Source organism: Spirosoma endophyticum, from assembly GCF_900112365.1.
GTDB lineage: Bacteria > Bacteroidota > Bacteroidia > Cytophagales > Spirosomataceae > Spirosoma > Spirosoma endophyticum.
Window position 1 is genome coordinate 151928 of record NZ_FOLQ01000009.1, and the last position, 26779, is coordinate 178706.

23 protein-coding genes are annotated in these 26779 nt (G+C 48.1%); 12 read left to right on the plus strand and 11 right to left on the minus strand.

Annotation, left to right across the window (positions count from 1 at the left end; genetic code table 11):
* The first annotated feature begins 1 nt into the window (after position 1).
* Positions 2 to 877, plus strand: a complete 876-nt coding sequence (locus BM202_RS21670; protein ID WP_093830011.1) for a metallophosphoesterase family protein — start codon at positions 2 to 4, stop codon at positions 875 to 877.
* Between the two features lie 9 nt (positions 878 to 886).
* Here the strand turns inward: BM202_RS21670 and BM202_RS21675 are convergent, their stop codons facing one another.
* Positions 887 to 1651, minus strand: coding sequence for a hypothetical protein (locus BM202_RS21675; RefSeq protein WP_093830175.1), 765 nt, complete (start codon positions 1649 to 1651; stop codon positions 887 to 889).
* Positions 1652 to 1929: 278 nt separating this feature from the next.
* Here BM202_RS21675 and BM202_RS21680 point away from each other — a divergent pair, with 278 nt between their 5' ends.
* Entirely contained in the window at positions 1930 to 3558 is a 1629-nt protein-coding gene (locus BM202_RS21680; protein WP_093830013.1) for an amidohydrolase family protein, read from the plus strand.
* 174 nt (positions 3559 to 3732) lie between these two features.
* Here BM202_RS21680 and BM202_RS21685 read toward each other — a convergent pair whose 3' ends face one another.
* Positions 3733 to 5328, minus strand: a complete 1596-nt coding sequence (locus BM202_RS21685) for a M28 family peptidase (protein ID WP_093830015.1) — start codon at positions 5326 to 5328, stop codon at positions 3733 to 3735.
* Positions 5329 to 5481: 153 nt separating this feature from the next.
* Between BM202_RS21685 and BM202_RS21690 the strand changes: the two genes are divergently transcribed.
* From BM202_RS21690 to BM202_RS21700, 3 genes are all read left to right on the plus strand, one after another.
* Complete coding sequence (locus BM202_RS21690; RefSeq protein ID WP_093830177.1) at positions 5482 to 6411, plus strand: helix-turn-helix domain-containing protein; 930 nt, start codon at positions 5482 to 5484, stop codon at positions 6409 to 6411.
* 248 nt (positions 6412 to 6659) lie between these two features.
* Positions 6660 to 7424 (plus strand): SDR family oxidoreductase, encoded by a 765-nt coding sequence (locus BM202_RS21695; protein WP_093830017.1) that lies wholly within the window; start codon positions 6660 to 6662, stop codon positions 7422 to 7424.
* A 101-nt stretch (positions 7425 to 7525) separates the two neighbouring features.
* Positions 7526 to 7882: a hypothetical protein gene (locus tag BM202_RS21700; RefSeq protein WP_218160591.1), complete on the plus strand. Its 357-nt coding sequence runs from the start codon at positions 7526 to 7528 to the stop codon at positions 7880 to 7882.
* 21 nt (positions 7883 to 7903) lie between these two features.
* Here BM202_RS21700 and BM202_RS21705 read toward each other — a convergent pair whose 3' ends face one another.
* A complete protein-coding gene (locus BM202_RS21705) occupies positions 7904 to 8917 on the minus strand; it encodes a lysylphosphatidylglycerol synthase transmembrane domain-containing protein (protein WP_093830022.1) in 1014 nt (337 codons plus the stop codon).
* A gap of 126 nt (positions 8918 to 9043) precedes the next feature.
* On the opposite strand from BM202_RS21705, the gene BM202_RS21710 reads away from it, so the two are divergent.
* From BM202_RS21710 to BM202_RS21725, 4 genes are read left to right on the plus strand one after another with little or no spacing between them, the layout of a single operon-like run.
* Positions 9044 to 11140 carry a DUF7657 domain-containing protein gene (locus BM202_RS21710; protein WP_093830024.1) on the plus strand — a complete coding sequence of 699 codons (2097 nt, stop codon included), beginning with the start codon at positions 9044 to 9046 and terminating at the stop codon, positions 11138 to 11140.
* A gap of 20 nt (positions 11141 to 11160) precedes the next feature.
* Positions 11161 to 11922, plus strand: a complete 762-nt coding sequence (locus BM202_RS21715; protein ID WP_093830026.1) for a glycosyltransferase family 2 protein — start codon at positions 11161 to 11163, stop codon at positions 11920 to 11922.
* A complete protein-coding gene (locus BM202_RS21720) occupies positions 11922 to 12329 on the plus strand; it encodes a DUF2304 domain-containing protein (RefSeq protein ID WP_093830028.1) in 408 nt (135 codons plus the stop codon). Before BM202_RS21715 ends, BM202_RS21720 begins: the two co-directional genes overlap by 1 nt.
* 2 nt (positions 12330 to 12331) lie before the next feature.
* Positions 12332 to 13096, plus strand: coding sequence for a glycosyltransferase family 2 protein (locus BM202_RS21725; RefSeq protein ID WP_093830030.1), 765 nt, complete (start codon positions 12332 to 12334; stop codon positions 13094 to 13096).
* Here BM202_RS21725 and BM202_RS21730 read toward each other — a convergent pair.
* The 7 genes from BM202_RS21730 to rfbF are packed head-to-tail and all read right to left on the minus strand — an operon-like array spanning position 13089 to position 20080.
* Positions 13089 to 14285, minus strand: a complete 1197-nt coding sequence (locus BM202_RS21730) for a glycosyltransferase family 4 protein (RefSeq protein WP_143100725.1) — start codon at positions 14283 to 14285, stop codon at positions 13089 to 13091. The two genes, BM202_RS21725 and BM202_RS21730, sit on opposite strands and share 8 nt — an antisense overlap.
* Positions 14282 to 15556, minus strand: coding sequence for a glycosyltransferase family 2 protein (locus BM202_RS21735; protein ID WP_093830034.1), 1275 nt, complete (start codon positions 15554 to 15556; stop codon positions 14282 to 14284). Before BM202_RS21735 ends, BM202_RS21730 begins: the two co-directional genes overlap by 4 nt.
* A 23-nt stretch (positions 15557 to 15579) precedes the next feature.
* A complete protein-coding gene (locus BM202_RS21740; protein ID WP_093830036.1) occupies positions 15580 to 16422 on the minus strand; it encodes an NAD-dependent epimerase/dehydratase family protein in 843 nt (280 codons plus the stop codon).
* On the minus strand, positions 16419 to 17645 hold the full coding sequence (locus tag BM202_RS21745) for a class I SAM-dependent methyltransferase (RefSeq protein WP_093830038.1): 1227 nt from the start codon (positions 17643 to 17645) through the stop codon (positions 16419 to 16421). Before BM202_RS21745 ends, BM202_RS21740 begins: the two co-directional genes overlap by 4 nt.
* 5 nt (positions 17646 to 17650) lie before the next feature.
* Positions 17651 to 18202: a dTDP-4-dehydrorhamnose 3,5-epimerase gene (gene rfbC / locus BM202_RS21750; RefSeq protein ID WP_093830040.1), complete on the minus strand. Its 552-nt coding sequence runs from the start codon at positions 18200 to 18202 to the stop codon at positions 17651 to 17653.
* Positions 18199 to 19296 (minus strand): CDP-glucose 4,6-dehydratase, encoded by a 1098-nt coding sequence (gene rfbG, locus BM202_RS21755; protein ID WP_245776741.1) that lies wholly within the window; start codon positions 19294 to 19296, stop codon positions 18199 to 18201. The genes rfbC and rfbG overlap by 4 nt, the downstream gene beginning before the upstream one ends.
* 13 nt (positions 19297 to 19309) lie before the next feature.
* Positions 19310 to 20080, minus strand: coding sequence for a glucose-1-phosphate cytidylyltransferase (rfbF, locus tag BM202_RS21760; RefSeq protein WP_093830044.1), 771 nt, complete (start codon positions 20078 to 20080; stop codon positions 19310 to 19312).
* Between the two features lie 207 nt (positions 20081 to 20287).
* Here rfbF and gcvP point away from each other — a divergent pair, with 207 nt between their 5' ends.
* From gcvP to BM202_RS21775, 3 genes are all read left to right on the plus strand, one after another.
* Positions 20288 to 23191, plus strand: coding sequence for an aminomethyl-transferring glycine dehydrogenase (gcvP, locus tag BM202_RS21765; RefSeq protein WP_093830046.1), 2904 nt, complete (start codon positions 20288 to 20290; stop codon positions 23189 to 23191).
* A 185-nt stretch (positions 23192 to 23376) separates the two neighbouring features.
* Positions 23377 to 25383, plus strand: coding sequence for a CHU_0125 family OmpA-like outer membrane integrity protein (locus tag BM202_RS21770; RefSeq protein WP_093830048.1), 2007 nt, complete (start codon positions 23377 to 23379; stop codon positions 25381 to 25383).
* 61 nt (positions 25384 to 25444) lie between these two features.
* Complete coding sequence (locus BM202_RS21775; protein ID WP_093830050.1) at positions 25445 to 26254, plus strand: tryptophan-rich sensory protein; 810 nt, start codon at positions 25445 to 25447, stop codon at positions 26252 to 26254.
* Positions 26255 to 26286: 32 nt separating this feature from the next.
* On the opposite strand, the gene BM202_RS21780 is transcribed toward BM202_RS21775, so the two are convergent.
* Complete coding sequence (locus BM202_RS21780) at positions 26287 to 26730, minus strand: peptidylprolyl isomerase (protein ID WP_093830179.1); 444 nt, start codon at positions 26728 to 26730, stop codon at positions 26287 to 26289.
* Positions 26731 to 26779 lie beyond the last annotated feature (49 nt).

Genomic DNA, 26779 nt, shown 5'->3' on the forward strand with positions numbered 1-26779 from the left:
TATGGAAGAGGAAAATAATAAACGGGAAATACTTTTTTTAAGTGATACACAGGCCCCCATGTGGGTTGAAAAACTGGTGCTGCGAACGCACCAGAATAAGAAAGCTACTCAAACGATTTTTGCCGAGATTTTGCGAATAAAGCCAGCGGTACTCTACTGGCTAGGCGACATTGTCTCGTTAGGATACCGCAATAATAAGTGGCGGCTTATTGATCAGTTTCTATTAAAATGTACGGAGGTTCGAACGGCTGTTTACGCAATCATGGGTAATCATGACGTAATGGGCCGACCCAGAAAGGGCGCTAAAAATTTTCAACAACGTTTTCCGGAACATATTCCTACAGGATACGTGAAAACGACGGACGCCATTGCTGTGGTAATGCTGAACTCCAATTTCAGTACGTTGTCAGTAGCGGATTTAGTCAAGCAGCAAACCTGGTATGAACAGACATTGATCGAGCTGGATGCCGACCCTGAGGTGAAGGTCGTTATTGTTACGTGCCATCACGCGCCTTACTCGAATAGTAAGCTGGTGGGTTCGTCGAAGTTGGTGCAGCAGCGATTTGTACCCAATTATATCCGGTCGCAAAAAGGACGACTGTTTATTACTGGTCATTCGCACGCGTTCGAACGGTATGAGTTTGAGGGCAAAACGTTTCTGGTCATTGGTGGGGGAGGTGGACTGAGGCAACCCCTGAATACCTCATCAACTCGCCTGCCCGATCTTGCAACTGAGTATAAACCTATGTTCCACTATCTGTCCGTCCGGCGTGAAGGTGACGGTTTAGCCTTAACATCGTACTGCCTGAAGAAGGATTTTTCGGGCTTTTCGGAGGGCTATCACTTTGAGATTCCAGCGGAGGTTTCAGCGGAATAAGAGACGATTTTATTCTTCCGTTACGTTCCCGGCACCCAGGTCTGAAAACAGTTTTTGCCAGTATTGCGTCACGGCGGGGTTGTTTTCTTTGACGGATGCGTTTGGCTCGAAAGGCAGAATCATGGTGATATCTGGACTGCCAATGGTGTAGCGTTTCAATTGCTCGACATCGGCTTTGGCCCACTCATCGGCCTGGGCGTTGTCCTTAGGTGGTTTCACCTGAAAATCCCGACGAGTGGTTCCTTTAACGCTTTCGATCATATCACTCAGGTAATACACTTTCACAATTGCTCCCGTTTCGTTGGCTTTGGCAATAACGGGTAAACTCGCCCAGATATCGGTTTCCTGATTCGATGCACCCGTATTTTGCGCAACCAGCTGTTGTAGTACCCGCTGCCGAATCTGGGCTTTTTCGCGGTTCAGGGCTAATGAAAATTCGGTCTCGGCGGCTTCGCGATCGGTTGGACTGGCGGCCGATACGTCTTCCATCTCTGTTCGGGCTGTTACGTTCAGCGCACGCGCTTTGGACGTATTTTCGTGAATAAAGTAGACTTCCAGTTTATCGCCCTTCTGCTTAATATTCTGGTCAATAATGTCGGTTAGCGCCTGCTGGTATTTTCGGGCGATAAAGGCTTTATCGACATTAACACTACGTGTTTTATCCAAGAAGATCAGTGTATACGTAGGTTCGTCTGTCGAGGTTTTAGCTTTGTCGCTATTGCTGGAGCAAGCCAGCGTGATGATACAAAGTAGGCAAATGAAAATGCGGCTCATAAGATCTTGGTCATTTGTCATAGCTTCTGCTGCCTGATCGGGTTAAGATGTGGCGTCGAAAGAAGGAGGACAAAACGCAATTTTAGTTGTTGTGCCCGCCGTAATATACTGACGATAGGCAGGTTGTGATTTTTGTGATTGGCGCGAATAATTTATACTAAAACGGCACCAGAGGCTATAAAGTTATCTTTTGCTTTCGCGCAATCTGCTACGTTACGTTGCAAAAGTCCGCTAGTTTCGCTTATCTTACAACTGTTTCTTCAATCAACTTTCTACGCATGACACGCTTCTACGTCCGATCGCTGCTTCTTTTGCAGTGTTCACTCCTCATTGTCCATTCCCTCACGGCTCAGGTCGCAAAATCCCCGGCACGACATGAGGGCGAAGGTCCCTTCGGTAAACTCATCATCCGGGGTGTCACCCTCGTCAACAGCACCGGTGCCCCCCCGGTTGGGCCGGTAGATATTGTGGTAGAGAAAAATAAGATCACTCAGGTTAAGCAGGTAGGCTACCCCGGTGTGCCAATCGATCCGAAAAGTCGACCAAAAGCGAACGCTGGTGATAAGGAACTGAACTGCGAAGGCATGTATCTAATGCCCGGCTTTGTGGATATGCACGGGCATATTGGTGGCCAGGCGCAGGGGGCTAGCGCAGAGTATGTTTTCAAGCTGTGGCTTGGACATGGGATCACCACCGTTCGTGACCCATCCTGTGGCAATGGCCTCGATTGGGTTCTTGAACACCGCGCCAAAAGTGAACGTAATGAAATTACAGCGCCACGCATTAAAGCGTATACGGTATTTGGTCAGGGTTCTAAAGAGCCGATCAGTACACCCGAACAAGCCCGCGCCTGGGTACAACTGAATGCCAAACGGGGAGCCGACGGCATTAAATTTTTCGGTGCGGAGCCAAATATATTTAAGGCAGCACTGGAGGAAAATAAAAAACTTGGTCTTCGGTCGGCTTGCCACCATGCGCAGTTGGAGGTAGCCCGGATGAACGCATTGGCTACGGCCAAAGCGGGTTTGACATCACTGGAACACTGGTATGGTCTTCCAGAAGCGTTGTTTGAAGATAAAACCGTTCAAAATTATCCCGTTACGTATAATTACAGCAACGAGCAAAATCGGTTCGAAGAAGCTGGTAACTTATGGCAACAGGCCGCCCAGCCGGGTACTGCCCGCTGGAATAAAGTAATGGACGAACTTATCGCACTGGATTTTACGCTCGATCCTACGTTCAATATTTACGAAGCCAACCGTGAACTGATGCTAGCCCGTCGGGCCGAATGGCATGATGATTACACCATGCCAAGTCTCTGGCGCTTCTACGGTCCCAGCCGGATTTCGCACGGGTCGTACTGGCAATCGTGGGGAACGGAGCAGGAAGTAGCCTGGAAAAAAAATTACCAACTCTGGATGGCCTTCATCAATGACTACAAAAACCGGGGAGGGCGTGTCACGGCAGGTTCCGATTCTGGGTTTATTTATCAGCTTTACGGCTTCGCCTACATCCGCGAACTCGAACTCCTGCGCGAAGCCGGTTTCCATCCGCTCGAAGTAATTCGGGCTGCTACGTTAAAAGGGGCCGAAGCGCTTGGTATGGACGATCAAATTGGTTCTGTTGAAGTAGGGAAACTCGCTGATTTTGTGATTGTTGATCAGAATCCGCTGGCGAATCTGAAAGTGCTGTACGGTACGGGCGCGATTCACCTGAACGAAAAGAACGAGGTAGAGCGCGTTGGTGGTGTTACGTATACGGTGAAAGATGGTATCGTTTATGACGCCAAAAAACTGCTGGCCGATGTTCGCCAGATGGTCATTGATGCCAAGCAGAAAGAGAATTTCGAGATTACCCAACCGGGAGTTGCCCCAAAACCAGGTAAGGTATCGGGCGGGAAGAACTAACCGATAAAAACTACACCCGCTACGTAGTTATAGCCCCAACGTAACCAGCTAATCTGTTACGTTGGGGCTATTCATTTATACTACTATTGGTTTAACCGTAAGACCAGTGCTCTAGCTCTTGCCTAAATGGCTACGCGTTGACCGTCAGCTAGTCTCTTTTCTAATCGCGTCAGCTTACTGTTTATGGCTGTCCACCACCAGGCGTTGGTCGCGGTTGGCTATTTCCCAGGCAGTGTAAAATACGAGCCGGGCACTACGTTCCGCCAGGTTAAAGTCAATTTTTTCAATATCGTCCGTAGGACGGTGATAGTCGGCGTGCAGACCGTTGAAGTAAAAAATAATAGGTATCTCGTGTTTGGCGAAGTTATAATGATCGGAGCGGTAGTAAATCCGTTCGGGATCTTTCGGATCATTGTATTTGTAATCCAGCTCCATCTTCGCGTATTTCTGGTTGGCCGCTTCGCTGATCTTATGCAGATCCGACGAAAGCTTATCGGAGCCAATCACGTAAATGTAATTCTCTGATTTTCCCTGATGTAGGTCATCCACTCGACCGACCATGTCGATATTCAGGTCCGCAACCGTTTTTTCGAGCGGTATTACGGGACTCATATCGGCATAATATTCTGACCCCAGTAAGCCTTTTTCTTCGCCCGATACGGTCAGGAACAGGATGGAACGTCGTGGCCCTTTTCCGGCGGCTTTGGCTTTGGCAAAGGCCTGCGCAATTTCGAGGACGGACACGGTGCCAGAACCATCGTCGTTAGCCCCATTATTGACCTGCCCATCGGCACTAATGCCAATGTGGTCGTAGTGGGCCGAAATCACCAGAATTTCATCTTTTTTGTCGGTGCCTTCAATAAAGCCCAACACGTTCGATGATTGCGCTTTTTCTTCCACCCGATCGGCCTTGACGCTTACGCTACCCGCCAGCGATGACGTAATGGGTTTGGCTGACTGCGCCAGTTGAGCCGTGACCTGACTAAGTGTAGCGGCCGACGTACCGAGCAAGGCCGACGCTGTTTCTGACGTAATCATAAATACACCGACTGAGCCTACATTTTCGGCACCCGGTTTCAGGGTCAACCGGTTAAATCGAGCCTGTAACGCGCTACGTTGTGCGAGCAATTGCTTAAATGCTTCCGGTGATTCGGCCGAGATAATGAAAACCTGAGCTGCACCTTTTTCCTTAGCCAGCAGACTTTTCGCACGCCAGCCGTTGGGCCCACCCCATTTGGAAGCCTGGTTGGTGCCGCTTATCAGCAGTTTGTCGTCAGCCGATTTGGGTTCTCCATCCAGCATCACAACGGCTTTACCCGTTACGTCGCGCCCGGCATAATCATCGTAGTTCGTTTCACCAATGCCGTAGCCGACAAATACGGATTCGTACTTCGTTTCGGTAGGCAAATAGAGCAAGCCGTTCACCAGAAAATCTTTCAGATACTCAAATTTTTTACCGCCTGCGTTGATGTAAAATTCGCCCCAGCCTTTCTTGAAAAGCGTAAATTGTTGCTGGTAGGCCAGTTTCCCATCGTCCGTTTTAACGATCGGTTTGAGCCCTTCGGCGGCAAACTGACTGGCTATGTATTCGGCGGCTTTGCGCTGGCCGGGCTGACCGGTTTCGCGGCCTTCCATGTCGTCGGCGGCAAGAATACGGAGGTGTTTTTCAAGGTCGGCGGCTGTAATTGTGGTCGCAAACTTTTCCTGACCAAAACTTAAAAAGGGCAGACCCAGTAAGCTGGCGCCTAGTAGTAACTGCTTGTACATCATCAAAAATGATTGGGTATTGTGATTAATGTATCTGTTGGCTAAGATACAACTCAATCGTAGAACGACGTAATGGGGGTCGTTATGCGGGGAGGAATTGTCAATTGGCATGAAATTATCTCAAAATTCCTACATTTGAATTTTACAAACCAGCGTATGGAGACGATTTCGCTCGACGAGTTTTATAAACACATGGCACCACCTGGAGAAGGTGGCTTAAACTTGCTTTTACCAGAAGGTATAAACAAAGAAATAGGCCACTTCAATATCTTTAATGTGGCGGATATAACGGCTAAGATTAAAGTAAGGCCTTTTATGCCGTATAACCGACGGGCCTATTACAAAATAAGCTGGATTAGCGGGCGGAACAGAGCCGAGTATGCCGACAAGGTGATAGACATTGAAAAGAATGCGCTTCTGTTTGCCACACCCAAAGTGCCTTACCACTGGTTGCTGCAGGATTGGGATCAATCGGGATACTTCTGCGTCTTTACCGATGAGTTTTTGGTTCAAACCAAAAGTGGCGTTGTATTGGATGATTTGCCGATTTTTCAGCCCGGCGGGTATCCTGTCTTCCAGCTTTCTGACGAAGAATCTGAGGAAATAGCCTTTATATTCAGGAAGATGTATAAAGAAATGTCTTCTGATTACGCCTACAAGTACGACCTGATCCGTAATTACGTACTCGAACTGATCCACTACGGTCAAAAACTGCAACCCGCTACGTTATTATACCCCACTCATACGGCATCTGCCCGTGTTTCCTCATTATTTATCGAGTTGCTGGAAAGGCAATTTCCGATTGAATCCCACCATCAAAAACTCAGTCTGCGTACGGCTAAAGATTACGCAGACCGTCTGGCCGTCCATGTAAACCATTTGAACAAGGTGTTAAAGGAGAATACGGGCAAAACGACCACTGATATTATCAGCAGCAGGATCGTACAGGAGGCCAAAATTCTGCTAAAACAAACCGACTGGAACATTTCTGAAATCGCTTATTGCCTGGGCTTCGAACAGGTCGCTCATTTCTCCAATTTTTTTAGAAAACAGACTTCATTATCGCCACTGGGCTTCCGGTCATAGTAAGCCTGATTTGAATTTTGCAAACAATGGATTGATGTTTGCAAACAGACAACCGGCACTCTGTCTCACCTTTGTTCCATCAAATTTCAGCCGGTGGTCAGGCTAGCTTGATCATTCGAAAAAGCACTTGATGGCACGTGTTATTAAACTAACGAATCAGATTGCTTCCAGCTTGCTCCTGAGTTGGATCAGCAAAGTGGGTGCAACATTGATTGCCTTGTTGAGTACTCTTACAACAATTTAACACAATGACAACCAACAGTAAAATCGCTCTGGTAACCGGTGGAAGCCGCGGACTGGGCAAGAACATGGCGCTGAGCCTGGCTAAAAAAGGCATCGACGTAGTGCTGACGTATAATAGTAAAAAAGAGGAAGCGGAAGCGGTAGTCGCCGAAATCGAACAGGCTGGACAGAAAGCCGTTGCGTTGCAACTTAGCGCTGGAGAGGTGAAACGTTTCGACGCTTTTCTTGACGAGTTGACTACGGTTTTAAAAGACACCTTCGTCACCGACCACTTCGATTTCCTGATCAATAACGCAGGCATTGGCCTTAATACGCCCATTGGTAACACGCGGGAGGAAGACTTCGATCAGTTGATGAACATTCAATTCAAAGGCGTGTACTTTCTGACGCAGACATTGCTGCCAATTCTCAATGATGGCGGTTGCATCATTAATATTTCTACGGGTCTGACGCGCTTTACGAGTCCTGGACGTGCCGTTTATGCATCGATGAAAGGAGCCATTGAGACCTTAACGATGTACATGGCTAAAGAACTTGGTTCGCGGGGCATTGCGGTGAACGTCGTCGCACCGGGCGCCATCGAAACCGACTTCGGTGGTGGCGTTGTCCGGGATAATGCGCAGGTCAACAAGCACATCGCTGAGATTACGGCCTTAGGGCGAACCGGTCAGGCTGATGATATTGGGGGTGTTGTGGCGTTTTTGTGTACTGATGACGCCCGATGGATCAACGCCCAACGTATTGAGGTTTCGGGCGGTATGAACCTATAATATCTACCAAACTTCCCCTCTCTTCATATGAGTGAGGGGAAGTTTAGGTTTATTAAGAATTAACTTTTAGACTGCCTTCCATTAAACCCGTTCTCCACACATTGTCAATTATGAAAATCATAAGCGGAATCCTGATCCTGATTACAGCCTTTTTGAGTTTTAAACACGGCTGGGAGGGATTGGTAATAGAGACTAATCCTGCTGAGCCAAACCTGTTTACGCAATTTGGCATCGGTAAAACAGGGATTTTACTCATAAGCCTACTATCTATTGCTGTCGGGCTGATGGTTTTATTTCCTCCGACATTTTTTGCCGGCAACCTGATCAACGCAGTCATGATTCTTTCGATAATGGGGTTGTCCTTGAAAACCGGCAATTTGAAAATTGCGTTGATTGAAATCCCATTTCTGTTGATGCCACTAGTAATGATTTACCTGGGGCATCCTTTCAAAAAGTAAATCCGGCTACGTCTAACCTTATCAATCTTTACTCAATTTTGCCACATTCTCTGCGGATTTAGTGTTTCTGTTGGCAATGAGTATGGGTACGATCAGAAAACTGATACTACTCAATACGAGAGTGAAGCCGAATCCAACGGCATGAAGAAAAGTCGCCACGACGGCGCCCTGAGTAGCCGTAAAGCCGTACAGAATCAAGGCTCGACTGACCAGGAAATGATATGTACCGATGCCGCCCTGGGTTGGAACAGCCAGCCCACCTAATGAGCTAACCGCCATAATGGTCAGCGCGGCCGTTGGGGGAAGGTTCTGCGTCGAATCGACAGCTAGTAAAAGTATATAGGTGCCAAGCCATGCCAGAAACTGATTTAGTAGTGTAAGTACGACGAATAAACCAGGATTCGGTAGTTGCCGGATGGCCATAAACCCCCGACTGAACCCTTCAAATATATTGACCACTTTGCTTATCAGTGAGTGATTTCGCACGGCATCACTACGTATTGCCCACCAGCCCACCAGTCCGGATACAATGACCAGGCCTATTACACCAAATACAGCATATGTATTTGGTATCGCTAGTGTCAAACCAATAAGGTAGGTTTTCATCCGGGCAAATTCCAGAGAGACTGTCAGTAGCAGCACCAGCATCAGCATGAATAGGTCAATGATACGCTCTGCCACGACCGAGCCGATGCCCTGTGAAATGGGGACGCCATCGGTACGTTGCAGGGTGCCACAACGGGTGAGTTCCCCCGCGCCCGGCACCAGCATACTGGCCATGGAGCCCGCCAGTAAGGCAACCGTTACCCGAAATAAAGTAGGTTGATAGCCAATGGCTTGCAGCGTTATTTTCCAGCGCGCTGCCCGCACGACATAAAATAAGCCAGTAAGAAGCCCAACCAGCGATAACCAGCCGTAATTAGCCCGGCAGAATTGACTGGCTATTTCGGGGAGTGGTACGTCTTTTAGAACATACCACAGCAGAATCGCAGCCAGCAGAAGAGGTATCATCCGCTGTAGAAAGGCTTTATTCATGCGAGCAAATTACCGCATTTTCAGAAAGAAAACGTTGGATGTTGGCAAACTGGCAGGGGATGAGTAAGTTTGATAACGTATACCCAATTGCTAATCCAATCTGAGAATTCGTTCAGACGCTTATTCATGTCTAAGAAACAAAAAGGACGGTCTACCCCAGCTGGGCTTGGCCCGGTCGTGAAGCCTGCGAGTGCACTACCTACGAAACCTCTACAGCCACTAGCCACGCCCTCTGAAAACGATGACTTGTCCGATCCTGAATGCCCTTTTGAACTGATCCGGTTTGATAAACGGGTGAAAATTACGCTCGGCGCATTTGTGGCCCTTTTTGTGCTATTTGTCCTGTTCAAGTGGCACTACGTTTCGTTGCCCATGTGGAATACACTTCTGCCCGACGGTTCGCCCGCAACACGCGGGTTAGTAGCCGGAACGCCGAAACGAATCCGGATGGACGATTATGCGGTGGGCGCTCCCTGGATTTTGTCGAATGCCCTGAATGGGTACCCGCTGGAAAATGAAGCGATTGGCGGTTTGAAGTCACCTATGCTCACCGTACCGGTGAAGCATCCGGTTGCTTTTTTTAAGATTGGTAGCTGGGGTATGTTTTTGCCCGATTTGGACCGGGCTTACGCCTGGATGTACGACACGAGTCCATTTGTTCTACTGGTTGGTGCTTTTTTGTTTTTCTTACTGGTCACTCGTAATGACTATTGGTTGTCGCTAACAGGGACACTAACGCTACTTTTATCTTCAGGAACAGTTCGGTGGTCATTTATTCCAGCGAATATGATTGGCTATAGCTGTGCTGCGTTTGTCGCAGCCGTTTACTTACTGTATGAACGAAAGCCGCTAAGACTTGCCATCGCTGCCTTATTGTTAGTCTGGCTGGTTTGTGCGTATGCCCTTATTCTATATCCTCCCTATCAGCTACCGATGGCTTATTTATTCGGTTTAGCGTTGGTTGGCTATGTTATTAATAACCGACGTAATCTTTTTCCACTCAAGTCGGTATTACTGAAAATCGGCTTACTGGCAGGTGCTGCTGTACTGGCTGGATTGATGCTGGCTCCATTTTTCTCCGACATACAGGAAACACTGAAAGCTGTCACGAGTACCGTCTATCCTGGGCAACGTAGCGAAACGGGCGGCACTGGTTTTATTGCAAACTGGTATTCAGAGTATTATAGTTGGTTTTTTTCTGATGAAGTGTTTCCAAAGAGCTGGTTGAATATCTGCGAGCTTTCGCATTACCTCAACTTCGCGCCCGTTATCATTCCATTAACGGGGGTCCTGTTTGTTCTAAACAGAAAAGTGGACTGGATGCTGGTTGCGGTATCGGTATTTGTTTTGTTTATGTGGGTTTGGATTGAGGTTGGTTTTGGCCAGGGATTGGCTAAAGCAAGTTTGATGAGCATGGTGCCAACGCGTCGGGCACAGATTCCAATGGGGGTTGGCGGTATTGTTTTACTGATCTTATATCTAAATGCTATCAAAAACAGCACCATCCGGGATACATACAAACACGTACCTGTATGGGGAAATGTGCTGGCTATCGTGGGTGTTATTGGATTTGTTGTCTACACGGCTTATGTCAACGTAAATGACTCTGATGGGTTGATTAAACCCTATCAGACATTTGTGCCAGTCGTGTTTTTCTCGTTACTGAATATTCTGCTGATTTTCACGCTTCCAATACGTTACCGAGCCTCTATTTTCTGTGCGGGTCTGCTTATTTTTCTGTTGCCTAATTTAAAAGCCAATCCCCTCTCGAAGGGAGTGAGCCCGATTACAGAAAATGCCTTTTACAAAACAGTCCGGCAACTTGTTGAACAGGACCCACAGGCGCGTTGGCTGGTGAATGGGAATCAGTTTATAACTTATATGGTCACGGCAACTGGCGCCAAACAAATTACGGGCGTAAAATACTTGCCCGACCGCAAGCATATTTTCAGTGTACTCGACCCGCAGATGAAGCGCGATTCAGCCTATAATCGCTACGCTCACGTTACCAATCAGAGTTATATTGACGGTAAAGATTCGGTGATTTTAGTCAATCAGTATGAGGATGGCTACGTTATTGCTATGGACCCTTGTTCACCCCGGATGAAGAAACTGAATGTAAAATACCAGGTTTTCGATCACCAGCCCCAGCCAGTTGAAGTACGCTGTATGAAGTCGATTGCAACACTTGGTTCGCTGACCATTTATCAGGTAAATCCATAAAGACCAGAAGCCAACGGGCAATGACTATCAATGAGAGTACAGACGTGAGCTTGCCGCCTAAACCGCATATCCTGGTCATTGTGCCTTGTTATAATGAACAGGGGTCCATTGCCAATGTGGTACGTGAACTCAGTACGTTACGCGATCGGGTTGGTTATGTGCTGGATGTACTGGTTGTAAATGATTGCTCCACCGATAATTCATTATCTATTGTACGTACGCTGCCCTGTCGGTATCTCAATTTGCCCGTTAATCTCGGCATTGGTGGGGCCATGCACACAGGCTATCGATACGCTTACCAGCATGGATACGATATTGCGGTGCAGGTAGATGGCGATGGGCAACATCCGGCTGACGAACTGCCTAAGGTTCTTGGACCAATTTTGCAACAGGAAGCTGACGTTTCGATTGGTTCACGATTTATCAATCGGGAAGGCTTTCAATCGTCGTTTCTTCGGCGGGTAGGCATCAGCTATTTTCGCTGGCTCAATCAATTACTGATCGGCAAAACGGTTCACGATAGCACGTCCGGTTTCCGGGCTTTTAACCGGCGTACGATCGAAATTGTGAATAAATATTACCCGGACGAGTATCCCGAACCTGAGTCTATTGTTCAATTTGGCTTACACGGACTATTAATTAAAGAAGTTCCGGTTCGGATGCGTCATCGGGAAGAAGGGGTCTCGTCTATTAATACCAGTCGTGCATTTTATTACATGCTAAAGGTATCGCTGGCAATCGTGTTTATGTATTTTCGTTTACTTAATAAACGCGCTCTTTAATGGCAACTGTACCTGTAACTATCCAGATTATCAGTTTATTAGGTGCTTCCTTATTTCTGATATTCATCTTCCGGCTGATCGTGAAAGGGCAGCTTCGGGAAGAGTATTCGATTCTGTGGATTGCCTGTACTCTTATACTGATCATCTTCTCGATATGGCGTAGAGGACTGGAGCAGATTTCGCTTGCACTAGGTGTCTTTTACCCACCCTCCTTGGTCTTTCTAGCTGCCATTTTCGCCATTTTAGTGTTTTTAGTCCATTTATCAGTCGTTGTTTCCCGGCTTCAGAACCAGATTAAAGTACTTACCCAGGAAGTTGCTTTATTGAAGAATGAGCTTAATAGTCGCCACTTACTTACTGAGTCGGTTGCCGGTGAGGTCAGTAAATCCACTACGTTTACTGATTGACCATGTTGCCATCCATCAGCGTCATTACGCCATCTTATAATCAGGGAGCTTTTATCCGGCAAACGGTAGATTCAGTCTTGTCGCAGAACTATCCACGGTTGGAATACATTGTGGTCGATGGTCTTTCAACCGATAATTCATTAGCCATTCTAGCTACATATCAAAGCCAGTTAACGCTCATTGCTGAGCGGGACACGGGCCAGACAAATGCTATCAACAAAGGGTTACGTTTGGCCACTGGCGATATTGTCTGCTGGCTAAATTCCGACGATTATTTTCTCCCCGGAGCACTACGTAAAGTTGGAGAACATTTTGCTCATCATCCAAATAGCCTTTGGCTCACAGGTGATTGTCAGATCGTTGATGAAGCCGGAGTCCATATTCAGGAACCTGTTCGGCAGTATAAACGCCTGCTTCGCACGTTGACTCCAGCTTTATACGCGGGCCTTACAAACGCGATCTGTCAGCCTTCTACGTTCTGGAAACGGTCGGCCCATGAGCAACTTGGCTACTTGAACGAGTCGCTGCGGTATACGATGGATTATGATTGGTGGCTTCGGCTGCTGGCACTCCAGCCACCGGCCGTTAGCCGGGAGCTATTGACGGCCTTTCGGATTCATGAAACATCAAAAGGTGGCAGCGAGTTTGGGAAACAATTTGAGGAAGATTTTGAAACGGTAAGCCGTCACTACCCGTCTTATTTTGTTCAGACTCTGCATCGTTGGCACAATCAGGCCATTGTTCAAGTCTATAAGCGAATTAAATAGCTCTTTGGGGCTTTCCGATGGCTTCCTCCAGCAACTGTCGAAAATCAACGTCTGTTTGTTCCCACCTAAAGTGACTGGCTTGCTCTACAGCTCCCGCTGAGAGTTGTTGCCAATAAGGCTCATCATCAAACAACCTTGCCAATTTCTGCGCTAAATTCGCTACGTTACCGGTCTGAAAATAGAGACCGGATTTGCCATCAATCACCGTTTCGCCTGTGCCGCCCGTACCCGTTACTACCGCGGGTGTGCCGCAGGCAAGGGCTTCGATAACCGACAGGCCAAAGGGCTCATTATGGGCCGCATGAACCAGAACGCGGCTATGCTGAAGAAGGTCAGCTAGTTGATCATTTGTATAAAACTCATCGATAATCTGAACCGAGTCTGTAAGGGCGAGGCTATTAGCCAGCTGACGCAGGCTTTCTTTCTCAAAGCCTTTTCCTTTAATTATCAGGTTGATGTGCTGGTATTTGGGTTGTTGATGCAGCAGGTGAAGAGCCCGAATAACTAAATCTGTATTCTTGAATTTTGACAATACACCAACCATAACAACTTGAGGCAATCGTTTTGTATCAGGTTGCACGTAGAAAGCGGTATTATCAATGCCCCCGTAGATCAATCGAATTTTCTCGGGAGCCAGACCTGGAAAGGTAGCCTTTACTTCCTGGGCTGAGTAGTGTGAATTCACTTCAACCAGGTCAGTAATGGGCATTAACGTTTGTTCGACCCACCGAAATAATGGGTTAGCCAGTTTCAGGCCCCAGCGCATGTAATTGGGTTTGATGGAGTTAATCCACGCCGTTGAGAAAATAAAGGCCGTTGGTTCGTGGCACACGTAAATCAAGTTGACTTCCGGACGTAGTAGTTTATAGAACCAGCCCCACCAGTTAGCCGGAAATGGTTCGGACACAATAACAGGGGTATTCAGTTGCCGGGTAGCCCGGTAAATGCGCCAGAACATAAATGGATATAATATCCAGAACCAGATCGATGATGATAGCGGACCACCTACATCCACAAACCGCACCCCGGCTTGTCGGGCCTCAGCCACAATAGTCGGATCGGAGCGTATTGACACTACGTTGATTTTCCAATCGTGACGTACTAATTGCAGACATACCTGTAGCATAAAGGTCGTTGAACCCCCGGCCAACATGCAATGGGGGTGAAGGAACGTGACGGTGCGGTTCACGAGATAGCCTGTTGTGAATCAGGTGATTTTTTTGTCTTACGGAATCGCTCCAAAAGCAAGTCCAGCGTTGCTGACTTAAGCGTTTTCTTAATAGTTGATGGAATAATACCAGGATAGCGAAATGGATGCCGGTATATTTTATCATACAGCTTGGCCGCACCGGCAATATCCGTTACGCCATATGCCAACGCATCTACTAAAGCGAATGGCTGAAAATACCGGCTGACGTCGTAACGAACGGGTCCGGGCGGGCTTTGCTCATATTGGCTGATCAACGCATCGAATTCAGTCATCGGGAGCTTATTTTTCACAAGGATTTCCCGTACGTTGGTCAGGATTTCAGCCCGATGACCTTTAGCAGATGAATAGGCTTCCTGAAGGGCTTGCCTAATAAAAATGGTTAAATCGAAGTCTTTCAAAATTTCCTGATTCAATCCCTGGTCAAATGATTGAAGAAATGATTCGGCGATAACAATACTCACCGATCGACCTAAAGTGGATGATAAACGGGGATGTATGGGTAGGTTATCCTCGTTCAAAAATGTTTGCGCAGCTTCCTGGTTAGCGGCATCATAGACCAGTGATGCGCCAATACTTTTTTTCGATGTGCCAAACAGTTTCAGACTCTGGTCTGCATAAATGTAGTTTCCGGCAAACGGCGCCAGTGAAATAGCAGAGTACACATCCGGAATACGGGAGTGGAAAAAAGCACCACTGATTGTCTGGACTTTATCAATTACACTGCGGTCAATAAACGATGTATAGAGGCAGGGGAGATCAGCGTAACTCTTAGTGCCAGTTAGCGTTTTTTGCAATTCCTCCTTTCCATTGAGCAAGTGATAGCCTGATCTGAATTTGATATATAACGTATTGGCTCTATCAGCATTAAAAAACGAAGGCCAAAGATAATCTGCTGGATTAAGGTTGATCGCTTTACTCCCCGTTTCACTCAGCCAGTCGGCAGCTGTTTTTACGCTATTGGGCAAAAAGCCATCATCATCGCCCAGAAGTGTGACAAAGCCGTCCTTAACCTGGCTCAGACCAAATTCATAATTGCCTGACATGCTTAAGCGCCGTCCCGTATTTACGTAGCGGATGCGAGGATCGTTTATCGAATGAACGACATCTTTCGTTTCGTCCTGACTGAAATTATCGGAAACCACTATGCTTAGCTGATCATAGTCCTGCATGACACATGTCTGCAAACTATATAAAAGGGTATCCGCTCGCTCACGGGTGGGAATTACAATCGTGAATTTAGGACGTTGCATGAATTGACGGGTTTGAATAACTATTACAGACTTAATAGCTTCTGGTTATTGCCCCAAAAGGCCATCGGTTCATAGTCTGGGTATGGATAATGGCCTAAATTTAAGGAAATAGTCGTGTTCCGGGTATGGAGGTAATTTTCTACGAACCGCCTGATCGACATTGGCTGACCACTGCAGCAGTTAATAATTCCCGCTACGTTCGTCTGTGTGGCTATCTGGCAAAGATAGGTTGCTACGTCCTTGATAGGCAGATAGTCACGAAGTTGCTCACCCCCCGACATATTAAATACAGTTTCTCCCTGCTCGATTGCCCGTTCCAGCAAGGGTATGATTGAGTTTGGATTTTGTCCGGCGCCATACATATAAAACAAGCGGGCCCATTTCAGACTAAATCCCTGCTCTGTTTGCAAAGCTTGTAGCATTTTCCGTAACGTATCTTTCGCCAGCGCGTATGGATTCGTAGGCATGGTCAACTGATTTTCTGATAAGCAACCGTTCTGCATCCCGTATTCGAAACACGTACCCGTTACGGTTATGTCACGCAATCCGTTATGGATGAGGTTCTTAAGAAAGAGATATTGTGGAAAAAGATTCTGCTCAAAGTGGAACGTCGCTTTGTAATTCGGTAATCCCTGCCAGGCCAGATGGATTAGTGCATCGGGTTGGCCAAAGTAGTCGTACAGATTCTGGTCATCATCTGATAAGGGAAGGCTGTATTCTACAAACATTACCTGATCGAACCAGCCGAATTGAGTGGCTTTGTCTCGATTAGTACCAGTTGCCACTACGCTATGGCCGTCGGACAGAAGCTGCCGAACCACGTACTGCCCAACAAAACCGGTGGCGCCTGTGACTAGAATTTTCATAGTACCCGGACGGATGGAATGGGTACGACAAACTGGCCGCCCCAGTCACGAATATAGCTTAACTGCCGGGTGATTTCGTCGGTTAGATTCCAGGGTAAAATCAGGACGAAATCGGGTTTTATTTCCCGTAATACGTGTTCCTGTACAACCGGAATATGGCTGGCTGGCAAAAACTTCCCCTGCTTGGCCGGATTGGCATCAACGACAAAATCAATCAGGTCATTTTTGATGCCGCAGTAATTCAGCAACGTATTGCCTTTGGCCGCTGCTCCATAAGCCGCTACGGTTTTGCCTGCTCGTTTTTGGGTCATCAAAAATTCAAGCAAGCCTAGTTTCACCTGGAAAGCTTTCTGCGTAAATCCTTCGTAATAATCAAGGCGAGTGAGTCCCGTCTTGGTTTCTTTCTGCAACATAGCCGCTACGTTCGTCGAAACAGCTTTGGTGTCATCATCTTGATGTTTCGCGTAGATACGTAGTGAACCGCCGTGCGTTGGAATCTCCTCAACGTCGAACATCATCAACCTTTGTGATTCAAAAATCTGACTTACGGTGTAGAATGACAGATAGGAAAAATGCTCGTGATAGATCGTATCGAACTGGTTTTGCTCAATGAGATTCAACACATGCGGAAATTCCATCGTGATAACGCCTGTGGGTTTTAGCACCTGCTTCATGCCAGCCACGAAGTCAAGAATATCCGGCACATGAGCCAATACGTTGTTCCCCAGCAATAAATCAGCCTGCATCCCTAATTGAAGCAGTTCACGAGCTAATTCGGTACCAAAAAATCGAGTCATAGAAGGAACTCCCTTTCGGATAGCCACGGCGGCTGTATTAGCCGTGGGTTCAATACCCAGAACGGGAATCTGCCGCTCAACGAAATATTGAAGCAGGTAGCCATCGTTCGAGGCAATTTCAATGACCTGCGAGTCGCCCGCTAGGCTGAACCGCTTCGTCATGGCGGCAACGTAGCGCTTGGCATGTGCCAGCCAGCTAGTCGAAAATGAAGAGAAATACGCGTAGTCGTTATCAAAAATGGCATCCGACTTTTTGTATTCATCAACCTGCACCAGAAAACAATTGTGGCAGGTGAAGACCTTCAGCGGATAAAACGTTTCGGGTTCGTTGAGTTGCTGATGAGTCAAGTACGAATTTGATGCTGGTGAATTGACCAGATCAATAAAAACATGCTGTAAAGGAGTTTTACAAAAACGACAATCCATGAAAATCAGACAAGTAAGCCAGTAAAGGACGGTATAAGAAGTGGATGGTTTGCATCGCGGGCGGATATATCGGTTACCGGTAATGGCCAGTCGATACCAATTTTTGGATCGTTGAATCGAATAGCTCCTTCGTGTTCTGGTGCGTAGTACTCACTATGGCAGTAAATAAGCTGGCAATCGCTAGTCAGCGTTTGGAAACCGTGGGCAAACCCTTTGGGAACGTACAGGGCTGCCTGATTTGTCGCTGATAATTCTGCCCCAAACCACTGACCAAACGTTGGCGAACTGGCGCGAAGGTCAACGATTACGTCGAAGACTTTTCCTGCAATGCAACGTACTAATTTAATTTCGGCATGTGGTGGATGTTGAAAATGCATACCCCGAATGGCTCCAACCTGGCGAGTGAGCGAATGATTCATCTGCACCCAGTCGGCCATATGGCCCATCTGAGCAAAGGCGGCTTTGTCGTACGTTCGAACGAACCAGCCCCGATCGTCGCTGTGGGGCGATAATGCAACCAGATAAGCGCCAGATAGGGGAGTTTCGGTAAAGATCATTGCGTCCAGATTAGGTTAGACGCCCGCGCCTGTTGAACATAAGTTTCCAAATCGGCCTGTGTAAAAAGCTGATTTCGCTCATAATAAGCTTGGTACCAGTCGATGGTTCGGGTTATGGTTGTTTGCATATCCCAAACCGGATACCAGTCCAATTGCTGCTGGGCTTTTGTGCAGTCGAGACGTAGCAAATGCGCTTCATGCGGATTATCGGCCGAAGGCGTTTCGTTATAACCAATCGTTGACCAGCGAGATTGCGCCTGCTGAACTACGTCCCGAACGGGCAATATATCGTTTGGTCTGGGGCCAAAATTCCAGCCACTGGCAATTGACGTATCGCCCAGCAATAACCGCTGTCCAACCAGTAAATAACCTGACAACGGTTCCAGTACGTGTTGCCAGGGACGTACTGAATCCGGGTTGCGAATGGTAACACGCTGACCCGAAATACTGCCTTTGATCAGATCGGGAATGAGCCGGTCTTGCGCCCAGTCGCCCCCACCAATTACATTTCCTGCTCTAACGCTGGCTACCAGTGTCTGATGCGTTATGCCGTATTGAGTGGGGTTGAAAAACGAGTTTCGATAGCTATTCGTGACCAATTCAGCCGCGCCTTTCGACATACTGTAGGGGTCATAACCACCCATTGGGTCAGTTTCTTTCAAGGGATGCCCATCCTCTGGATTCTCGTAGCACTTATCGCTCGTTACAATCACAACGGCTCGCACCGAAGGCGTTTGTCGAGCGCATTCCAATACGTTTGCCGTGCCCGTTACGTTGGTTTCAATGGTTTCTATTGGGTGCCGGTATGAATAGCGAACGAGCGCCTGAGCTGCCATATGGATCACAATATTAGGCTGATAGGATAGAAATATTTCCTGGAGTTTGGAAAGATCACGGATGTCCCCTACTACGCTGGTGATGGGTAAATTGAGCAAATTCCAATGACTTGGTTCGGTAGGAGCGGGTAAAGAATAGCCAACGACATTGGCCCCAAGCTGATGAAGCCAATAAGCGAGCCACGAACCTTTGAAGCCGGTATGGCCCGTTAGTAGTACCGTTTTGTTCCGATATTGGTCCGCAAAGAATGGCATCATAGGATAAAGTTGCTTACCAGATTTTCCAGTCGGCAGTACCCGCGTTCCAGGCGGTTTCCAGTTCCAGTTTATCGCGTAGTGTGTCCATTGGTTTCCAGAAACCAGTATGCTGGAAAGCCATCAGTTCACCTTCTGCGGCTAGTGTCTCTAATGGATACCGTTCCCAGCTTGTATCATCGTCCTCAATGTAGTTGAAAACTTCGGGCTGGCAAACGAAAAAGCCGCCGTTGATCCAGGCGCCGTCGCCCCTGGGTTTTTCCAGAAACGAGTTCACCTGATTCGCGTCGTTCACATCCAGCGCACCAAAGCGGGCCGATGGCTGAACAGCCGTCAATGTACAACGCCTGCCGTTTGCCTGATGAAAAGCCACCAGGTCTGTAATGTTTATGTCGCCAACCCCATCGCCATACGTCAATAAAAATGGCTCATTGCCAATATGATGCTGAACTCGTTTAATACGTCCACCCGTCATGCTATCTTTGCCCGTGTCGACAAGCGTAATTTTCCAGGGTTCGGCGTATGAATCATGAATTTGTACCTGGTTAGTACTCAAGTCAATGGTTACGTCGGACTGATGCAAAAAATAATTGGCGAAGTATTCCTTGACCATATAACCCTTGTAACCCAGACAAACAACAAACTCGTTGTAGCCATGCGCCGAATAGATTTTCATGATATGCCATAGGATAGGCATACCGCCAATTTCGACCATCGGTTTAGGCTTGACAACGGTTTCTTCGCTCAGTCGCGTACCCAGGCCGCCCGCAAGAATCACAACTTTCATGAAAATAAGAGAGCAGGCATAGTGGTGAATGGTCGTCGCATCAAATCAATCTCATAGTTAATCCTTACTATCCTTGTCAACGTCGCGATAATGAAAGACATATATTTAAGTGACTGATGACCGTTGTCTAGCGAAACGTACCGGCAATTTGCACATTTTGGCGTAAATTTGAGTTTCCATTAAAACGAAATAGTGGGCAACTCAGGCATGAAACTAAATCTTCAGCAGACAGACATATTTGAAGACCGTCACCACGGTCAAACGGATGCGGCCCAGGCCGATATGCTCAAAACAGTGGGCGCAAAATCGATCGATGAGCTTATTGGACAGACGGTACCAGCGGCTATTCGACTATCCAAACCACTCAATTTGCCCGAACCCAAGTCAGAAATGCAGTTTCTGGCCGACTTTAAAAAAATAGCCGGACTGAATAAAGTTTTTAAATCGTATATCGGCACGGGTTATTACGATACGCTCACGCCAAATGTTATTCTTCGCAATATTCTGGAAAACCCAGCCTGGTACACAGCCTATACGCCGTATCAGGCCGAAATTGCGCAGGGACGACTCGAAGCACTGCTGAATTTTCAGACGGTTGTGTCCGACCTGACGGGTATGGATTTAGCCAACGCTTCATTGCTTGATGAAGCGACTGCCGCAGCTGAGGCCATGAATATGCTTTATGCAACACGCCCGGCGTCCAGAAAATCGGCTGAAACGTTTTTCGTTTCGGATCGCTGCCATCCCCAGACCATTGACGTTATCAAAACCCGGGCGACGCCCATTGGTATCGACGTACTAATTGGCGATCACCGCACGGTTGACCTCACGAATGGGTCTATTTTCGGGCTGTTGCTTCAATACCCAGCCTCTGATGGCGAAGTGTTTGACTATACCGACCTTATTTCTTCTGCCCACGAGTTAGGCATCACGGTAGCCGTTGCCGCCGATTTGCTGGCTCTGACCCTGTTGACTCCTCCGGGCGAAATGGGTGCCGACGTAGTGGTTGGTTCATCGCAACGCTTCGGGGTACCAATGGGTTACGGTGGTCCTCATGCGGCTTTTTTCGCGACCCGTGATTCGTTTAAACGCCAGATTCCGGGTCGGATTATTGGCGTATCACAGGATGCCGAAGGAAAGCCTGCACTACGTATGGCCCTGCAAACGCGGGAACAACATATTCGTCGCGAAAAGGCCACCTCAAACATTTGCACCGCGCAGGTTTTGCTGGCCGTAATGGCAGGAAGCTATGCTGTGTATCACGGTCCGCAACGGCTTCGCGCCATCGCCGAACAAGTACACGCACTGACTAAAATCTTTGCAACGGCGCTACGCTGGAGTTCGCACGAAGTAAGTACCGAAAACTATTTCGATACGATTACAATTCGGGTTGATGATACCGAATCGCTGAAAAAATCGGCACGGGCCGCTCAACTGAATTTGCGGTATCTGCCGGATGGAGAGCATGTAAGCATTTCATTCGACGAAGCAAAAACGCTGCACGACCTGACTGAATTGCTGACCGTGTTTGGTGTGAAAACCGATGTTGATGCAATTCTGGAAGGGTTGGAAATCACTTGGCCGGAGCAACTGGTTCGCAAGTCGGATTATCTGATGCATCCGGTGTTCAACACGCACCACACCGAGCATGAGATGCTACGTTATCTCAAATCGCTGGAAGAAAAAGATTTGTCGCTGGTTCATTCGATGATTTCGCTGGGTAGTTGCACCATGAAGCTCAATGCAACGGCCGAAATGATTCCTGTTACGTGGCCTGAATTTGGCAAGCTGCACCCGTTTGCGCCTAAAGAACAGACGGCGGGTTATCAGCAACTGTTTACGGAACTGAATGCCTGGCTTTGCGAAATCACCGGTTTTGCTGCCATGTCGTTGCAACCCAATTCGGGCGCTCAGGGCGAATATGCGGGTCTGATGGTGATTCGGGCGTATCACGAAAGCCGGGACGATCATCACCGGAACATTGCCCTGATTCCACAATCGGCGCATGGTACGAACCCGGCCAGTGCGGTTATGGCAGGCATGAAGGTAGTAATCGTGAAATGCGATGAACGTGGTAATATCGACCTCGCCGATCTTAAAGCAAAAGCAGAACAGTACAGCGCTGATCTTTCCTGCCTGATGGCTACGTACCCGTCAACGCACGGCGTATTTGAGGAAAGTATCAAAGAAATTTGTGACATCATCCACCAGCACGGCGGTCAGGTGTACATGGATGGAGCGAACATGAATGCGCAGGTTGGCCTGACCTCTCCGGCAACGATCGGTGCCGATGTTTGTCACCTCAATCTGCACAAAACGTTCTGTATTCCTCACGGTGGCGGTGGCCCAGGTATGGGACCCATCGGCGTAGCCTCTCAGTTAGTGCCGTTTCTGCCAGGTCATGCATTAGTGCACATCGGTGGCGGCCAGGCGATTCATGCGGTTTCGGCAGCTCCTTACGGTTCGGCCAGCATCCTGACCATTTCTTACGCTTACATTGCAATGATGGGTGGTGAAGGATTGACAAACGCGACGAAGAAAGCCATCCTGAACGCGAACTACATCAAAGCTCGCTTACAAGGTCACTACGATACGTTGTATACAGGAACCAATGGACGTTGCGCCCACGAGATGATTATCGACTGCCGCCCATTCAAAGCGGTTGCGGGCGTTGAAGTTGAGGACATTGCCAAACGGTTGATGGACTACGGGTTCCATGCACCAACAGTTTCGTTTCCGGTAGCGGGCACGCTGATGATCGAACCAACCGAATCGGAATCGAAAGCTGAACTCGACCGTTTCTGCGAAGCGATGATTGCCATTCGTAACGAAATTCGGGAGGTTGAAAATGGCGAAGCGGACCGTGCGGCCAACGTACTGAAATTCGCTCCTCATACCGCTACAGTAGCGTTGAGTGATACCTGGGATCGGCCCTATAGTCGGGAGAAAGCGGTGTTCCCCTTGCCACAGGTACGCGCTCGTAAATTCTGGCCGAGTGTCAGCCGGATTGACTCCGCTTACGGTGACCGAAATCTGGTTTGCGCCTGTGTGCCTGTCGAAGCGTACGAAACCGAAGTTGCCGACGAAGCAAGCGTAGTGCAACAGGCCTAGTATAATTTTAGAGTGATGTAATGAGGGTGGAAACCCGCGATTGTTAGCTATAAAAAATAGTCTATTCGATCGCGGGTTTCCACCCCCATTACGTTCAATAAATCATGGATTGTATTCGTTAAAAGTAAGACCCGCCCGAATTTACCTTATCTTGGGCGAGTATTTGTTTTTGCTCAATAATCCATATGAGAATCAATACGTTGTCTGTAATGCTGGTCGCGATGGCATTAGCCACCGGGTTGACGGGCTGTAACTCGGCCATGCAGGCGTATAAAAAAGGAGTTCACCACTATGATGCTGGGGAATATAATTTAGCCCTGACCCAGTTCCAAAAAGCCGCTACGGGGACCATTGATCCCGCCCGATTGAACTACTACATGGCGGAATCGTATCGCTTGTCGAACCGATTCGCCGAGGCTGCTCCGTTTTATCAGAAAGCGTTGGCCGCTAATACAACTGAGCCAGAAGCCCATTTCAACTATGCCTACGCGTTGAAGTCGGAAGGTAATTATGCGGGTGCGCTGGAGCAGTTGCAGCAATACGTGGCTAATGCCCCTAAGACTGCGCCCAAAGCGACCCTCGACAAGGCCAGGCGCGAAGTAGAGACCTTGCGGGCGATTGACATGATCGCTAAAACCAAATCGCTCATTACGATCAAAAACATGGGTGGCCTCAACTCGCCCGGTGCTGAGTTTGCACCAGTTGTGCGGGGTGAAGAATTGGTTTTTACGGCGTCAAGAAAGGATCAGGTTTATAAAAATAATGGCCTGCCGATGTTGGGGCTGTACAAAACCAAATTACCCCAGAATCCAGATGAAACGGGTAGCGCTGCGCCGACCGGTCCGCCTGAATTGTTTAGTACAAATGTTTTTGAGGGTGACGTGAACGAAGGAACTCCCGCTTTCTCGAAAGATGGCAAGACGATGATTCTGGCACGGGGTAACAACGGAAAACGCAAAGGTGGCCTGGATGTGGATCTTTATATCAGTCGCTTAGGGGAAGGCAACGCGTGGAGTCAGCCACTACGTCTCCCAATTAGCGATTCCACTGCCTGGGATGGTTCGCCTGCTTTTTCGGCGGATGGAAAGACGCTTTATTTTGCTTCAAACCGGGCGGGTGGCGCAGGAGGGATTGATATTTACCGTACCAGTATTGACGCATCAGGTCGGTTCAGCCGTCCGGTCAATATGGGCCGCGACATCAACACGCCCGGCGACGAGATGTTCCCATACGTAGCACCGAACGCGAAATTATACTTTGCGTCTGATGGCCATCCGGGCCTAGGAAAATTGGACATTTTCGTAGCGACCCGCTCGGGTGGCGTTACACGGGTTGAGAACATGGGGCAGCCAATCAACTCGCCTGCCGATGATTTTGGCCTGATTTACACGGGAGATGCCAGGGGTTTTATGTCCTCAAATCGGGGAGGTGGTAAAGGTGACGACGACATTTATTTCTTCCAGGAAGGTCTAACTCCATCCACACCAACGATTGCTCAGAATCCACCCGCCAGCAGTGCGCCGAAAACGGTACGTTACTTCATTGCTGGAACGGTTTCCGCCAATGAAACGCCTGTTGCTCCGCTTGATTCGGCCAGAGTCAGGATTCTGGATGATGCAACAGGTCAGCCGGTTGCCGAAGTGACGACCGGACAGCCGGGTACATTTGGTAAATACCCATTAACGGAAGGCAAGGATTATACGATTCTGGCTGAACGAAAAGGCTATCTAACGCGTCGGGAGCCGTTTACGATGCAGGGGAAAAGCATTCCTGAGGTTTTCCTGACCAAGCCGCAGACCGATACTACGTTTAACGTAGCGATTCTGATGGATAAGTCGGTGCTGAACAAGACGTTCGTTCTTGAAAACATTTACTACGATCTGGATAAATACAACATCCGGTCTGATGCATCACCCGAACTCGACAAGATCGTTGTGATTCTGAAAGACAACCCTACGCTCAAACTTGAGCTCAGTTCGCATACCGACGTTCGTGCGCCAGATGCTTACAACATGAAATTGTCGCAGAATCGAGCGAAAGCAGCGGTTGATTACATTGTGTCGCAGGGTATTTCGGCAGATAGATTAGTTGCGAAAGGCTACGGCGAGACTCGTTTGGTGGTCAAAAATGCCAAAACCGAAGAGGAGCACCAGCGCAATCGCCGGACAGAAATCAAGATTCTGGAGCTGTAAAGAATACTTAAACATTCACCTAAGAGGTTGGTTGATAGCTGTATCAATCAACCTCTTTTTTATGCAAAACGATAAACTCCGGCAGTTCTTCGTCATGTTCAGTATCCTGCTGCTGATCGTGATGAACTACCTTTCCAACGTCGGTGCGTTCGGTGGACAAACCAACGGTGATATCTCCTGGAAATACCAGACGCTGGTAACGCCGGCAGGCTATGCGTTTTCCATTTGGGGGATTATTTTTCTGGGATTACTGGCCTTTGCCATATATCAGGCATTTCCATCGCAGCGGACAAATGCACGATTTAGGGCCGCAGGATGGTGGGTTGTGCTGAATGCAGTTTGTAATGCCATCTGGAGTCCACTTTTCAACAACGAACGTATCGGACTGGCTTTGGTGGTTATTCTGGTAATGCTTTTCTCACTCGTTATTATAGAACAACGGCTACTGGCGAGGCCGCATATGCCACTAGTGTCTACTGATCAGGGAACTACTCTTCCTGAATCGTCGGCTTCTACAAAGGAAACCTGGTTAGCGCGAATTCCGTTTTCGATTTATTTCGGCTGGCTAACCGTCGCCACGATTTTGAACGTAGCGGTTTTCCTGAAAGCAACGGATTTTAGCCTGATGGGATTTAACGAGTCAACCTGGGCAATCGTTATCCTGATCATTGGGTTGCTGATAGGAACAATAGTTTTTAACCGGTATCGAAGTGTGGCCTACATTTTGGTCTTTGCCTGGGCGTACGTAGCGATCGCCGTAGAGCAAAGTGATTATAACCAAATTCAACTTGTGGCCGGGGTGGGGGCAATTAGCGCGGTTGTTCTGGCTGTCAGGGGGTTATTGAATCGAAAGATTCCAGTTTATACGTAGTGTGGGCGGAATTCCACCCACACTACGTATTTCTATGCTTCGTCTTCCAGCACCGTGATGCTGTTGATTTTATCGCCCTGCTGAATCTGATCGATTATGTCCAGACCGTCGACAACCTTCCCGAAAACGGTATGATTGCGGTCGAGGTGGGCTGTGTTCTGACGGTTGTGGCAGATGAAAAACTGCGAGCCACCCGTATTACGTCCCCGGTGAGCCATTGACAAAACGCCCCGATCGTGGTACTGATTTTCGCCGGTTAGTTCACAATCAATCGTATAACCTGGTCCACCCGCGCCAGTGCCCGTTGGGTCACCTCCCTGAATCATGAAATTTGGAATAACGCGGTGAAATTTAATGCCGTCGTAGAATCCTTTTTTCGCAAGTGTAATAAAGTTGTTAACCGCTTTAGGGGCATCTTTCTCGTAAAACTCGATAAGCATGGTACCCTTGTCGGTGTTCATTTGTGCCTTTGGCATAACCTGAATCATTTTTTGTTGTAGCTACAAAATTACAATGATTTCTGGT

What these genes read in the sequence shown, in the direction of transcription:
- BM202_RS21780 (WP_093830179.1), bottom strand. Translation starts at nt 26,730, where the DNA reads ATGCCAAAGGCACAAATGAACACCGACAAGGGTACCATGCTTATCGAG.
- BM202_RS21715 (WP_093830026.1), top strand. Translation starts at nt 11,161, where the DNA reads ATGACTATCAATGAGAGTACAGACGTGAGCTTGCCGCCTAAACCGCAT.
- BM202_RS21735 (WP_093830034.1), bottom strand. Translation starts at nt 15,556, where the DNA reads ATGCAACGTCCTAAATTCACGATTGTAATTCCCACCCGTGAGCGAGCG.
- BM202_RS21745 (WP_093830038.1), bottom strand. Translation starts at nt 17,645, where the DNA reads ATGGATTGTCGTTTTTGTAAAACTCCTTTACAGCATGTTTTTATTGAT.
- rfbF (WP_093830044.1), bottom strand. Translation starts at nt 20,080, where the DNA reads ATGAAAGTTGTGATTCTTGCGGGCGGCCTGGGTACGCGACTGAGCGAA.
- BM202_RS21775 (WP_093830050.1), top strand. Translation starts at nt 25,445, where the DNA reads ATGCAAAACGATAAACTCCGGCAGTTCTTCGTCATGTTCAGTATCCTG.
- BM202_RS21685 (WP_093830015.1), bottom strand. Translation starts at nt 5,328, where the DNA reads ATGATGTACAAGCAGTTACTACTAGGCGCCAGCTTACTGGGTCTGCCC.
- BM202_RS21740 (WP_093830036.1), bottom strand. Translation starts at nt 16,422, where the DNA reads ATGAAAATTCTAGTCACAGGCGCCACCGGTTTTGTTGGGCAGTACGTG.
- BM202_RS21680 (WP_093830013.1), top strand. Translation starts at nt 1,930, where the DNA reads ATGACACGCTTCTACGTCCGATCGCTGCTTCTTTTGCAGTGTTCACTC.
- BM202_RS21725 (WP_093830030.1), top strand. Translation starts at nt 12,332, where the DNA reads ATGTTGCCATCCATCAGCGTCATTACGCCATCTTATAATCAGGGAGCT.
- BM202_RS21675 (WP_093830175.1), bottom strand. Translation starts at nt 1,651, where the DNA reads ATGAGCCGCATTTTCATTTGCCTACTTTGTATCATCACGCTGGCTTGC.
- BM202_RS21710 (WP_093830024.1), top strand. Translation starts at nt 9,044, where the DNA reads ATGTCTAAGAAACAAAAAGGACGGTCTACCCCAGCTGGGCTTGGCCCG.
- rfbG (WP_245776741.1), bottom strand. Translation starts at nt 19,296, where the DNA reads ATGATGCCATTCTTTGCGGACCAATATCGGAACAAAACGGTACTACTA.
- BM202_RS21720 (WP_093830028.1), top strand. Translation starts at nt 11,922, where the DNA reads ATGGCAACTGTACCTGTAACTATCCAGATTATCAGTTTATTAGGTGCT.
- BM202_RS21690 (WP_093830177.1), top strand. Translation starts at nt 5,482, where the DNA reads ATGGAGACGATTTCGCTCGACGAGTTTTATAAACACATGGCACCACCT.
- gcvP (WP_093830046.1), top strand. Translation starts at nt 20,288, where the DNA reads ATGAAACTAAATCTTCAGCAGACAGACATATTTGAAGACCGTCACCAC.
- BM202_RS21770 (WP_093830048.1), top strand. Translation starts at nt 23,377, where the DNA reads ATGAGAATCAATACGTTGTCTGTAATGCTGGTCGCGATGGCATTAGCC.
- BM202_RS21670 (WP_093830011.1), top strand. Translation starts at nt 2, where the DNA reads ATGGAAGAGGAAAATAATAAACGGGAAATACTTTTTTTAAGTGATACA.
- rfbC (WP_093830040.1), bottom strand. Translation starts at nt 18,202, where the DNA reads ATGATCTTTACCGAAACTCCCCTATCTGGCGCTTATCTGGTTGCATTA.
- BM202_RS21695 (WP_093830017.1), top strand. Translation starts at nt 6,660, where the DNA reads ATGACAACCAACAGTAAAATCGCTCTGGTAACCGGTGGAAGCCGCGGA.
- BM202_RS21705 (WP_093830022.1), bottom strand. Translation starts at nt 8,917, where the DNA reads ATGAATAAAGCCTTTCTACAGCGGATGATACCTCTTCTGCTGGCTGCG.